Below are 11,600 nucleotides of genomic sequence, written 5' to 3' on the forward strand. Positions count from 1 at the left end.
CTCGAAGTCTCCAGCGGTGGCCGGTGGCCGCCGCCGGTCCAGGGGGAGGGAACGACGACATGGCCGACCAGACGCAGCCGTGGGCGGAGCGCACCGTCGAGGTGCCGCCGCAGTCCGATGCGGGCATTCCGCCGCAGCGTGACCCGTACCGGCGGGGTGTGGCCTCGGTCGGTGCGCACGCGCCGCGTACCGAGCCGTTCCCGGTGGTGGACCACGAGCCGACCGGCACCGGTTGGCCGGGTGAGCCCGCGCCGCGCCGCCCGCTGAGCTGGCACGTGGCCCAGCTCAAGCGCGGCGGGGAGTGGAGTGCGGCCGGCGCGCTGGTCGCGTTCGTGTGCTGGGGGATCTGGGCGATCTCGGGCGGCGGCGACCTGGTCGGCCCGTTCCTGATCTTCATCCTGAGCCTGCTGGTCGGGGCCGGTCTGTTCGCGCTCACCCGGCTGATCGGCCGGCTGGTGCTGGAACGGCAACTCGGTCGGGTACGCCGCAGTGCCCGGGGCGCGCACCTGGTCACGGCGGTCTTCCTGACCGGCCTGGGCATCGCCTACCTGCAACAGACCCAGTGGATCGTGGACGCCTGGAACTGGCTGTTCAGCTGAGCCCGACGCCGCGACGGGACACCGTACGGACACCGGGCGGGCCGACCGTACGGCCGACCCGCCCGGGAGCGGTCGCGCAGCCCGCGACCGAGGTCGTCACTCCACCAGGACGGCGGCCTGCTTACCCGGCGTGACGCGGTTCATCCCCGGTGCGCGACACCCGTCCGTGCTTTCCGCCGGCTGGGCATGCGCGGCAATACCCCGGGGCTGCGCGACCGGTCGCCGGCCCGTCATGGACCGCAGTAGAGCAGGCGGTTCGGTGTGCCGCTGCTCACGCCGCCGACCACGCCGACCGTGGCCCGTCCGGTCAGGTAGGCGGCGACCTGCGCCGGGCTCCACCCGGGGTTGGCCTGGAGGGCGAGGGCGGCGCATCCGGCGACGTGCGCGGTCGCCGGTGAACCGCCGCTGATCGTTGCGGTGGCGGTGTCCGTGGTGTGCCAGGTCGAGGTGATGTTCGCGCCGGGCGCGTACAGGTCGAGGCAGGAGCCGTAGTTGCCCGACGGCATCCGGGCGTCGGTGATCGTGGTGCCGGCGGTGGTGAGCGCGGCCGGCACCCGACCGGGCGAGTAGGCGCAGGCGTTGCCGTTGGCGCTGCCGGCGGTCACCGCGTAGGTGATGCCCGAGGCGATCGAGGTGGTCACCGCCGCGTCCAGCGCGCTGCTCGCGGCACCGCCCAGCGCCAGCACCGCCACCGCCGGTCGGGCGGCGTTCGCGGTCACCCAGTCCACCCCGCCGATCACCTGGGCGGTGCTGCCGCTGCCCGCGCAGTTCAGCACCCGCACCGGGTGCAGCCGCACCCGCTTGGCCACCCCGTGCAGCGTGCCGCCGACCGTGCCGGCCAGGTGGGTCCCGTGTCCGTTGCAGTCGTCCGCCGGCAGCCCGTCGACCAGGTCCACGCCGGTGCCGACTCGTCCGCCGAAGTCCCGGTGGGTGCCCCGCACCCCGGTGTCGATCACGTACGCGTGTACGTCCGGCGCGGTGTTCGGGTACGCGTACCGGCCGTCCAGGGGTAGGTTCCGCTGGTCGATCCGGTCCAGGCCCCAGGACGGCGGGTTGAGCTGCACCCCCGGGTCGGCCAGCGTCACGATCCGGTTCTGCTCAACGTAGGCGACCGCCGGATCGGCGGCGAGTCGACGGGCGGCCGGCTCGGTCAGGCGTACCTCGAACCCGCGCAGCGCGGCGGTGAAGATCCGGTCGACGCGTCCGGCGTACCGGTCGGCCAGCCGGTCGGCGACGGCTACCGGCGCGACGCCGGTACGCGCCGTGGTGTCGTCGCGGAGCACGACGAGGTAGCTGCCGGCGACGGCGGTGGCCGCGTCGGCGTACCTGATCTCGCCGGTGGCCGGTGTCGCGGCGGCCGGCCCGCCGGTCAGCGGGACCAGGACGGCGGCGGTGAGCAGGACGGCGAGCGGGGCGCGGGTGACGGTCGGACGTCGCCGGAACGGACGGGGGAGTGGCATGGGTCCTCCTCCTGGCTGCGCCCCCGTCCGGGTTCTCCGGTGGAGGCGTCGACGGTAGCCAGGATGGTAGCGAGATATGCACGAGCGTGGATTGGTTCGGGGGGCTCGGCCGAGGATCTCGCGGGCGCTCACCCATCGGGTCCGCTGCTTGACCTCAATCGAGCTTCAACTCCTACCGTTTCGGCATGAGTGAACTCGACGAGGCATACCACCGGCTCCGGCACTCCGGCCCCGAGCGGGACGGATGGCTCTCCAACCACGCACCGATGACGGTCGAGGCACTGACCCGGCACGGACACGAAGCCGCCGTGCACCAGTGGCTCGACGGGTACGCCGACCGGCTGGACGAACGACCCCGAGGCATCTCGCCCATCGCCGCCGCCGAGTGGCGCGACCCGCTCGGCGACCCGGTACGCACCGGTGACTGGCTCGACTTCTTCGACCGCGAGCTGGCCGACGAACCGTGGCGACAGGTGCTCGTACGCTGGTGGCCACGCCTGCTGCCCGGAATCGCCGCCGGTGCCACCCACGGCGTGATCCGGGTCGGTCACGCGGTGCGTGCGTTGCTCGACGAGGAGACCACGCCTCGGGTGACGGAACTCGGCCAGGGGCTGGCCTACTGGGCGGCTCGCTGGCAGCCGCTCGCGCCGCCCGGCACCGGACCGTACCCGGCCACCGATCCGCGTTCCGCGCTCGACGCGGTGCCGCGCGTACCCGACCAGCGCTTCGGCATCCGAGCCCGCCTGGCCCAACTCGCCGACCTGCCCGGCTGGCCGGCGGCGGCCAGTGCGGTGCCCTCCGATCCGGACACCGGCGGGGGAGCGACCACCGTGCCGGTCCGTCTGGCCGCCGTCGTGCACGCGGCGGTCGCCCGGCACGGCACCCACGGGTACGCTGCTCCGGTCATGCTGGTGCACGCCGCCACCGCGCCGAACGCGGTCCTGCGCACCCTGCCGGCCCTGCCCGGGGCGCTCTGGGCGGACAGTCTCGCCGCCGCCTGGGCCGCCACCGCAGCGGTCACCGCCGCGTACGCCCCGACGGCCGGTCGTCCCGCCCCGATCGCCGCACCCGACCTGGATCCCGCCGCCGTCGTCGATCGGGCGGTGGAAGCCGGTGGCCCGCACGCCGTCAAGTTCGCCGACACCGCTCTCGACGCGTACGCCGCCACCGGCGACCCCGCCCTTCTCGCCGCCTCGATCCAGGCGACGGAACAGACCGGGCGATGGTGACGGCTCGCCTCGCGCATCCCGCCGGGTCGCCCGTCACTCCGCCAGATAGCCGGTCGCCGGATCAATCTCGGCGAGGAACTCCCGGATCGCCTGCACCAACTCGTCCCGAGTCAACGCGAGCCCACCCGAGTTGGTGAGTCCGAAGCCGTAGTCGTTGCGCCCGTTGAGCCAGTCGAAGTCGTACGACCCCGGCCGACCCGCCTGCGTGCTCACCCGGAACTGCTCACCGTCGACGGTCAACAACACCGACTCCCGGTCGTCGTGCTCCGGCCGCAGGTGCTCCGGCACCAGACCCGGCTCCGGTTCGTTCGACATGCCCGCTCCTCCCCGCCTGAACTGCTGTTCCGGCATAAACTGTGTCCGATGGACCAGGCGAGACCGCACACCGTCCAGTCGATCAGCGCCGACCTGCGTGCGCTCGGCGTCGACGCGGGTGACGTCCTGATTCTGCACTCGTCCAACCGCAGTCTCGGGTTCGTCGCCGGAGGCATCGAGGCTCTGGTGCACGCCCTGCTGGCGACGCTCGGTGCGGACGGCACGCTCGTCGTACCCACGCACACACCCCACAACACGGACCCGGCCGGCTGGCAGCATCCGCCCGTACCCGAGCCGTGGTGGCCGGTGATCCGCGAGCAGACCCCCGGCTTCGACCCGTCCCGTACGCCCAGCCGCTGGATGGGCGCCGTTCCCGAGGTGGTGCGTACCTGGCCGGGCGCCCGGCGCAGCACTCACCCGCAGTTCTCCTTCGCCGCCCTCGGCGCGGACGCCGCCGAGATCGTGGCCGGACACCGCCTGGACGACGGCCTGGGCGAGCACTCACCGCTCGGCGCGGTGTACCGGCGCGACGGCAAAGTCCTCCTGCTCGGCTGCGGATACGACTCCAACACCTCGCTGCACCTGGCCGAGTGGCGGCAACCCTCGTCCCCACGCGCCGCCACCGGCTCCTCGGTCCGCCAACCGGACGGTACGAGCCACTGGACGACCTGGGTGGACATCGTCACCGACGAGAGCGACTTCGTCCGCCTGGGCGACGACTTCGAGGCCACCGGTGCGGCAACGATCGGTCGGGTCGGCAACGCCACGGCCCGGCTGATGTCCCAACGGGCGCTGGTCGACTTCGCCACCACCTGGATGGCCGCCCACCGCCACACCGAGGGCGCAGCCAGCCCCGACCGGAACTGACACCGGCCGAGCGTCCTGACATCGACGATTGCTCGCCCCGCGCTCGTCAGAGCCCCACGTGATGCTCAGGAGCATTCCGACGCCGGGCCCGATGTTCACGGACCCAGTAGGTGACCATGAAGGCCAACGCGCCGAGTAGGAGCACGGCGCCGACCCACTGGCTCGGAGTACGCCACGTGCTGGGGGTGACCTCGGTCAGGTTTCCCAGCCCCAGCAGCGCGTAGAAGCCGATGCATGCTGCCCCTGCGGCCCACAGTCGGGGGTGATGCATCGTTCGTCCGAACAGCCGCACCGTGGACCTGTGTCGACTGTGGACGGCCAGCCAGGCGGCGCACCCGACGAGAGCGACAGCGGCGGTAGCGAGCAGGAGGTCCGCGGCTGTTGCGTCCGCCTCGTGGATCGTCACGGGCATCACGGTAGCGGTAGCGCACACCTGCTGACGTCAGGCATGTGAACAGCCCGGCCGTGTCGCCGCGCCACGATGCGGGCGGCTCTGAGTGACCAGCTCACGAACCCAAAGAGGAGCGGCCCAGGTTCGGCGATCACGCCGCTGACCTGGGCCGGTGGTGCTGGAGTGGGCGGACCGGGTGCAGACGCCGGTCACGCAAGATCGCCGTAGAAGTCCTCGTCATCGTCGTCCGGCGGCAACGGCGTCCGCCACCACAGGTCGACGAGGAACGTCTGGGCGTCGCCGTATCCGCTCCGATGGACCCGGACGCCGTACACCCCGGACCCTTGCGGGAGAGTGACCTCCGCCGCCGCTCCGGCGGTAATCTGCTCGACGAGCAGCTCTCCGGTCGGGCAGTGCAGCTCAAACTGTCGACACCCGTCCCACGAGCCACGATCAGGCTCGGGCTCGCCGCTCCAGATCCTCAGCTCAAGACTCACCACCAGCGGATCCGCCGGGGCCCGCACGACGATCTGGTACGTGGACGCACCGGCCACCTGACCCTCCGAATCCCGGTACGACTCCCCGTCGTCACCGGCATCGCACCACGCGTCCCGGAGGAGAAAATGCCCGTAGAGGATGCAGACCACGATGCGACTTTCGGCGAGAGGCTCCATGCCGTCGAAGACTGGTACCACCGTCCGACACTCCTGTGTGAACGGATCTCCGCAAACCTCGACGCCCCCGCGAGCCCGGTGGCGTCGGACTGGAATGAGTGGCGACGTGCAAGGAGTAGCGGATCTTGATTTCGAGTAACGCCAAACGGATGCCCGAGCGGACGAGTGAGCTGGGCCGCCGGATGAGTTCTCATCCGAGGCATGCCTCCGCCGTCCGTGTGGTCGGCAACCTGGCCCTGGTCGTTGGGCTGCTGGTCTCTGTCATCACGTTGTCGAGCGATTCCGGGTCGACTGAGCCGCACATCCTGGCGGGCTTTCTGGTCGCCACCGGGATCGGCCTGCGCGTCGAGGCTGCCCTCAGAGGCTTTCGGGCGTGACTATCCGAACCGAGGTTCCCCTACATCGGCCGATGTCGGAGGGCGGGCCGCGCTGACACACCGCCGTGAGTGAAACGGCCCAGGTTCGGCGAGAACGCCGTCGACCTGGGCCGGTGGTGCTGGAGCGGGCGACGAGAATCGAACTCGCACCGTCAGTTTGGAAGATCGTTTCCGGCTGTCGTGATCTGCCCGGATCGCCTGGTCGGCGTGGGTGTGGTGTTGCCCGGTCATGACCGCCGTTGACCCCTTGGGACACGGGTTACTGGCACGTGGCTGGCACGGCCGGGCGGTGGCGCGTGGCTGTCCGGCGGTGTGCGGCTTACCGCCCCCGGCCTTCGGGCCGGGGGCGGCTTGCCGTGCCGCTGGCTCTCCGCGTGCCTGGACCCCGGTACCCGGTGGCAAGCCGCGAAGCGGCGCGGCAGCCGAGCGCCCTGCCCGCGAAGTCGGCCAGCCTGGTCGCGCTCGTAAGGCCTCTGCTCGATTAGGTTGGTAGAACCACGAGGCTGACGGAGAGGCGCATGAACCTGCGACACACGGTCTGGGAAGGCAGCAGCCGCACCGCAGCGGGCCGTCAACTGGGTGCCTGGCTTCACCGACTTTCCTAGTCAAGATCGTTTACGCTCCCCGCGAGGCGCTGCGACGCTCCGAGGACGGCCGGAGGCCGTCGGCAGGGCGGATCGCAGACGCCAGGTGATCTGTTGTACCTTGCTCCTGCGGATGGGGTGGGTTTGTCAATCTGTAGCGAAAGCTACAGAGTTTCGAATCCTCTACCCGTTAACAGGCAACGGAAAGGCCTCTGGTCTGCGGAAACGCTGGTCGGGGGCCTTCGTTGTCGTCAGCTGTTCTTGACCTTGGTTTACCCTGCCTGTCCAGGCGACCGGGCACGTAGCGGGCACGTTTTGGGGGAAGCTATGACGAAGACCGCCGTGGGTGGGGACTTTCCCGGCTGGGATCCGCAGCGGCATCAAAAGCTTATGGCTGAAATCGCGCGGATGGCGGCCCCGTCGAGCCAGGTCATGGCTGACGTCGCGCGGATGATGGCCCCGTCGAGGCAGGTCATGGCTGAGTTCGCGCGGATGGCGGCTCCGTCGAGGCAGGTCATGGCTGACGTCGCGCGGATGATGGCCCCGTCGAGGCAGGTCATGGCTGAGTTCGCGCGGGCGGCGGCTCCGTCGAGGCAGGTCATGGCTGACGTCGCGCGGATGGCGGCTCCGTCGAGCCAGGTCATGGCTGACATCGCGCGGGCTGCGGCCCCATCTGGCGAGGTACTCGCCCGGTTAACCCAGATGTCTGCCCACCTTGCAGCCACGATGCCCCAACTTGACTTCGATCCCGACCGCCGCTTGGCGGAGATCGCTAAGTACCTAGCGACGGTCGATGTGGTGGGGATCCTTAAGGAAGAGGGAGAGGAACTACTAGAGGACCCCGAGAACTGGTTCAGCGACACCGAAGCAGCTGCTGAGGACGGAGACCAGGAGGCCAACAGGGCCCTCCTGCTCGTCCGCTACCTGTACGCATGCTTTTTACTGCTAGCCAGGCGGCTCGACCCCTCCGCAAGATCGATCGAGCGCTTCGGTCCTCTCATCGCAATGGCGGTCCTGATGGCAGTCATCACGGGGACGCTCAACGCCAATAACCCCAAGCTGCTGGAGAAGGTAAACGATCTCCTGAGTTCACCGATCGGCATCGTCGGCCTCTACGTCGCGCTACGGCCGGTGGCCGGGACCAAGACGAATAAGAGGAAGCCGAGCAAGCCATGTCGGAGCGCCAGCAGGCCCAGCAGCCGAGTACTGCGGAGGCGCTACTAACTGATCGCCTCGTCGAGCAGTCGTAGACCGTCGAGCCTCCTCGGACGAACGACCTCGGCGCCGTCCGAGGAGGCTGGTAGCCCTAATGGTGCCCGGCAAGGTGATCCGGCTGATCTCCGAGGACGGCCGGGGTTCGAGGCGGAGCCCCGGGTACTTCTGATCGTGCGGTGACCAAGCGGGCCGGCCCGGCCGATGCCGACCGGAGGTCGCCAGCAGGCCGGGACCGGGCCGGCGCGGCCCGCTTGCGGGCCGCCTTGATCCTAATGAGAACGTTTCGGCAGTAGTGGAGTTGAAGCGGAAATCAGACGGGCGATCGTCTGACCTGCTAAGGCCTACTCGACACCCTGGCCACGTCCTGTCTGGGCCTCACGTCGCTGGTCGTTGATTGCCGACGTTTCACGCTGTCTTGTGCCCCTTGTGGGCCCCAAGCCCGACGAGCGGCACGGTGTCGTCGCCTGTCGGCCGTTGTTGTTGGCTTTGCTTGCCGCCGGGCTGCTTCGCCTCGCCTGATGGGGCCAGGACCCGAACTGCGGAGCCCGCTCTCTCGTCGATGTCACACCCATCTGCCAGCATTGATGCGTCCTACGACTTGGAGGGACGACATGGCTTCCACGAAGCGGCATCGCCAACGCGAGCGGAGAGCCCTCGGGCGCACGAAGCAAGCTAGTCGGCCGACCGAGGGCACCGCGCCGCCGAAGCGGGCGAACCGGCCGTGCGAACGGTGCGGCGGAGGCTGCCGGACGGCGAAACCCGTCTACGGGTGGGTGTGCGCCAATTGCGCCTACGAGCTTGACCGATACCTCATGGTTCGTATGGGTATGACTGGAGGCGCAGCGATTGACCTTTATGAGAGCGCCAAGCAACGCGGGGAACTTCCTCCGCCCGGCCCTCGTGGTTCAGGTGTCAATGTCCGCAAGCCCTAGTCATACAAGCGACAAGTCATATCGCAGACAGGGTCCGGCTGGATACCCTACACATTCGTCCAACGTTCCCTGACGCGAGGATCTCGATGAGTCGGCACGCCTTCGCCGCCTATGGCCTGCACGTATCGCCGCGCTATCGCCCAAATGAGCGACTGCCGCTCGACGACATCGGCGGCACAAAGGCCAGTCTCTTGTCACTCGTTCACGGCCTTCTGCTGGATCTCAAGAAAGCTCCACTTCGGGAAGAAAAAGCCGAGGACTATCTATTTATTGATGAAGTCGATCCCCTGGGGGCCCGGATACACTTCAACGCCGAATACGGTAAGTTCGGCCTTGAAGGGGGAATCCGCCACACTCGAAGCCACGAAACTACTCACACGTACGGGACCGACGAATCGGCCACCGTTCCTATTCGGAATATGGTTCTTTGTCTACAGAGGTCGAAGACTGCCGTGTTCTTGACAGAGCGCTACGGCAATCGCGGAGTAGGCAGCATTTTCCTTCGCCAACTACAGGCTGCATTCAGGGAAAAATTCTCCGACCTTATCCTTCACTCGGAGAGTTTTATCGACAACGAGCAGTGGCGCGCCTTCCGCGAAAGAGCCAAACTTACTAGCGTAAAAGTCGTCCGCTATAAAATCTCACACGACCCTGCCGATGGGATTGATCCCGAAGTTATTGGGAAGATCGTCTACGAGGCGAAGCCTCGCTGGGGAGTCGAGGGTCTCGGGAACAAGATGAAGAACGGCTTGCTGGGCGGCGAGCTTAACGCGCACCAGCTTCTTGGACTGTCCGACCCGCAAGATGGCGACGAGACGCGCCTTACGCTGAGCGACGGCGACCAGGAACGTCAGGTAGTCCTAGGCAGGGAAGACTTGCCTGCGCTCGTTTACGCAGTTGATCACGATGGCAAGGAACGCGCAAAGGATTCTGTAGTCTATAACGAGATGCATAGCATTATCCCGGTCCTGACGAAGCAGCTTGGACTTGAACTTCCGGGAGACTGGGACTCCACTGAATGGCAAAAGGCCCAGCTTACAGTGAAGATGGGAGCCGTCCGTGAGCGCTAAGTGGTCGGTGACACCGATCATCAAGAAACAGCTGAGCACGCTCGTCGACCAGAATGATCCGAAGCAGCGGCCAAGATTAGGTGACTATCTCGGCCTATTTGGAGTTCCACTAACACTTGCCACTGCCGCGTTCTTCACGGAATTTCGCCTCCGGGGTGTAGAGGGACTACTGGCAGGCGTTGCGATCTTCACGGCACTCCTATTCGGACTACTGGTTCACGTCTTCACACTTGGACTCCGGATCACCGATGATCCCCGAATTTCGAAGAGCGGAAAGACGGCGCAATTAGTGGACCAGCTTCAAGGTAACGTCGCTTACGCCGTCCTGGTGGGGCTCTTTACCACCACAGTGCTTATCGTGGGAGTAAGCACGACCCTGAAGGACCATGCTCTGGGTGTACCAATCAGCACAGTAACCGTGTTCAGCATCTGCCACCTTCTCTTGATTATGCTAATGGCCCTTAAGCGCACTCAAGCCGCATACGAACAGTTTCGCCTTTAACTATTTTGAATGCTTTGCAATGCTGCCGCCCCGTCAATCTCGTCTGACGCTGAACGGGCAGATACGCGCCTGGCGGGCCAGCGATGAGGCCGGGGTGGGGATGCGGCGCGAGCAACACGGGCAGTCCCCGCATCCTCCGCGCCGCACCCCAGCCGGCAGTGACTCCCGCTACGGCGCGGCGGTGCAACGGCCGCCGCGCCCGGCCGGCTGCCGGCCCATGAATCTCAACCGCTCCAGCCGCTACCGTCTGCGGCGGCCCGGGTTCCCCGCTCTCCGCGCCAGCCGCCGGGCGTTCTGTGGCCGGAGCGGAGCGACAGCGGAGTGCAGGCCGCACCCCAGGTAGCGGCGCGTGCGGCCCGTCAAGGGCCGCCTTGACCTTGTGTCGAAGTTTTGAACGCCGCCGCTTAATGGCAGGCTCGCCGGAGCCGCTCGACCGCAGCGAAAATTTGCTGTTCGGGACCTGGTCGACTCGGTCGCCACTCAAAGAGTAGGGAGCGAATGGCATTGAGGAGTCCTGTGAGGTCATCCGTTGTCGCGGGCTCGGGCAGTGCGTCAAGCGCGGCGACTGCCCTCACGGTCGCCTGATGGCGATGGGCGTTCATGGGGGTGTCCTGCCAGCCGGGCGAGTTCCGCCACTCTTCCACGCGTTCGAGCACCTCGACAGCGGCGGCTCGGATGCGAGCTGCTTGCTCGCGTGGTGTGAGGCTCGGGATGTGGGTTCGGTCGGCGGGTTCCTGCGGCGGCGTGTCGGCGTCGCGCATGGCGGCGATCGTACCGGCGGCTTGATCGGGGCCGGTTCGCGCGTGATGGAGCAGTGCTGACGGCCGGTCAGCTAGGGGCGGCGTTCCACTCCGGAGCGAGGATTGAGTAGAGCTGGGAGTCGCGCCAGGCGCCGTTGGTGAAGACGTGATGGCGGAGTCGGCCTTCGTACTGCATGCCGAGTCGTTTGACGACGGTGATGGAGGCGGCGTTGTCGGGGCCGATGGCGGCGGTGATGCGGTGAAGCCGCAGCTCCTGGAAGCCGTAGTCGATGATGGTGCGGGCGGCGTCGGTGGCGTAGCCGTGGCCCCAGTGGTCGGCGTTGATGGCGTAGCCGAGTTTGGCGGCCTGGTGGCCGGTGAGTCCGAGGCGCGCGAAGCCGATCATGCGGTCTTCCGTGTTTGCAACGGCTAAGTAGTACTCGGTGCGGGGGTTGAGCTGCGCCCGGGTCACGGCGCCTTCGATCATCGCGACGGCGGCAGTGTGGTCGCGGCTATCGAAGGAGAGCCAGTGGGTGACGCGGTCGTCGCCGATGATCGCCAACGCGTCGGCCGCGTCATCGGGTCGCAGTTCGCGAAGGGTGATGACGCGGCCGGGGATGGTGATCGGGTACATGCGCTGATGGT

The 11,600-nt window shown here is 67.7% G+C and carries 14 protein-coding genes; 7 read left to right on the forward strand and 7 right to left on the reverse strand.

The genetic code is table 11. The features are described from left to right. The first annotated feature begins 59 nt into the window (after positions 1-59). Positions 60-599, forward strand: a complete 540-nt coding sequence (locus ABT008_RS29540) for a hypothetical protein (protein WP_350700456.1) — start codon at positions 60-62, stop codon at positions 597-599. 230 nt (positions 600-829) lie between these two features. Here ABT008_RS29540 and ABT008_RS29545 read toward each other — a convergent pair whose 3' ends face one another. Further along, entirely contained in the window at positions 830-2,059 is a 1,230-nt protein-coding gene (locus ABT008_RS29545; RefSeq protein WP_350700458.1) for a S8 family peptidase, read from the reverse strand. A 185-nt stretch (positions 2,060-2,244) separates the two neighbouring features. Here ABT008_RS29545 and ABT008_RS29550 point away from each other — a divergent pair, with 185 nt between their 5' ends. Continuing rightward, complete coding sequence (locus ABT008_RS29550; protein ID WP_350700460.1) at positions 2,245-3,288, forward strand: questin oxidase family protein; 1,044 nt, start codon at positions 2,245-2,247, stop codon at positions 3,286-3,288. 33 nt (positions 3,289-3,321) lie between these two features. On the opposite strand, the gene ABT008_RS29555 is transcribed toward ABT008_RS29550, so the two are convergent. Further along, complete coding sequence (locus ABT008_RS29555) at positions 3,322-3,603, reverse strand: hypothetical protein (protein WP_350700461.1); 282 nt, start codon at positions 3,601-3,603, stop codon at positions 3,322-3,324. Between the two features lie 48 nt (positions 3,604-3,651). On the opposite strand from ABT008_RS29555, the gene ABT008_RS29560 reads away from it, so the two are divergent. Then, positions 3,652-4,470: an AAC(3) family N-acetyltransferase gene (locus ABT008_RS29560; RefSeq protein ID WP_350700462.1), complete on the forward strand. Its 819-nt coding sequence runs from the start codon at positions 3,652-3,654 to the stop codon at positions 4,468-4,470. A 46-nt stretch (positions 4,471-4,516) separates the two neighbouring features. On the opposite strand, the gene ABT008_RS29565 is transcribed toward ABT008_RS29560, so the two are convergent. Together ABT008_RS29565 and ABT008_RS29570 are read right to left on the reverse strand one after the other, a co-directional pair. Continuing rightward, positions 4,517-4,741 (reverse strand): hypothetical protein, encoded by a 225-nt coding sequence (locus tag ABT008_RS29565; protein WP_350700464.1) that lies wholly within the window; start codon positions 4,739-4,741, stop codon positions 4,517-4,519. A 329-nt stretch (positions 4,742-5,070) separates the two neighbouring features. Then, positions 5,071-5,535 (reverse strand): hypothetical protein, encoded by a 465-nt coding sequence (locus ABT008_RS29570; protein ID WP_350700465.1) that lies wholly within the window; start codon positions 5,533-5,535, stop codon positions 5,071-5,073. A 125-nt stretch (positions 5,536-5,660) separates the two neighbouring features. On the opposite strand from ABT008_RS29570, the gene ABT008_RS29575 reads away from it, so the two are divergent. Further along, the gene (locus ABT008_RS29575; RefSeq protein ID WP_502890522.1) at positions 5,661-5,912 is read left to right on the forward strand and encodes a hypothetical protein; all 252 of its coding nucleotides are present in this window, start codon (positions 5,661-5,663) and stop codon (positions 5,910-5,912) included. 964 nt (positions 5,913-6,876) lie between these two features. On the opposite strand, the gene ABT008_RS29580 is transcribed toward ABT008_RS29575, so the two are convergent. Then, complete coding sequence (locus ABT008_RS29580; RefSeq protein ID WP_350700467.1) at positions 6,877-7,140, reverse strand: hypothetical protein; 264 nt, start codon at positions 7,138-7,140, stop codon at positions 6,877-6,879. On the opposite strand from ABT008_RS29580, the gene ABT008_RS29585 reads away from it, so the two are divergent. From ABT008_RS29585 to ABT008_RS29595, 3 genes are all read left to right on the forward strand, one after another. Then, the gene (locus ABT008_RS29585; protein ID WP_350700469.1) at positions 7,139-7,720 is read left to right on the forward strand and encodes a hypothetical protein; all 582 of its coding nucleotides are present in this window, start codon (positions 7,139-7,141) and stop codon (positions 7,718-7,720) included. The two genes, ABT008_RS29580 and ABT008_RS29585, sit on opposite strands and share 2 nt — an antisense overlap. Before the next feature lie 1,009 nt (positions 7,721-8,729). Next, entirely contained in the window at positions 8,730-9,713 is a 984-nt protein-coding gene (locus ABT008_RS29590) for a hypothetical protein (RefSeq protein WP_350700471.1), read from the forward strand. Beyond that, positions 9,703-10,215, forward strand: a complete 513-nt coding sequence (locus tag ABT008_RS29595; protein WP_350700473.1) for a hypothetical protein — start codon at positions 9,703-9,705, stop codon at positions 10,213-10,215. The genes ABT008_RS29590 and ABT008_RS29595 overlap by 11 nt, the downstream gene beginning before the upstream one ends. A gap of 404 nt (positions 10,216-10,619) precedes the next feature. Here the strand turns inward: ABT008_RS29595 and ABT008_RS29600 are convergent, their stop codons facing one another. Both ABT008_RS29600 and ABT008_RS29605 read right to left on the reverse strand, forming a co-directional pair. Then, positions 10,620-10,976 (reverse strand): hypothetical protein, encoded by a 357-nt coding sequence (locus tag ABT008_RS29600; RefSeq protein ID WP_350700475.1) that lies wholly within the window; start codon positions 10,974-10,976, stop codon positions 10,620-10,622. Between the two features lie 67 nt (positions 10,977-11,043). Continuing rightward, positions 11,044-11,589 carry a GNAT family N-acetyltransferase gene (locus tag ABT008_RS29605; RefSeq protein WP_350700477.1) on the reverse strand — a complete coding sequence of 182 codons (546 nt, stop codon included), beginning with the start codon at positions 11,587-11,589 and terminating at the stop codon, positions 11,044-11,046. Between the last annotated feature and the right edge of the window lie 11 nt (positions 11,590-11,600).

Origin of the sequence: Micromonospora sp. NPDC002389, from assembly GCF_040296095.1 — a bacterium.
Taxonomy (GTDB): domain Bacteria; phylum Actinomycetota; class Actinomycetes; order Mycobacteriales; family Micromonosporaceae; genus Micromonospora.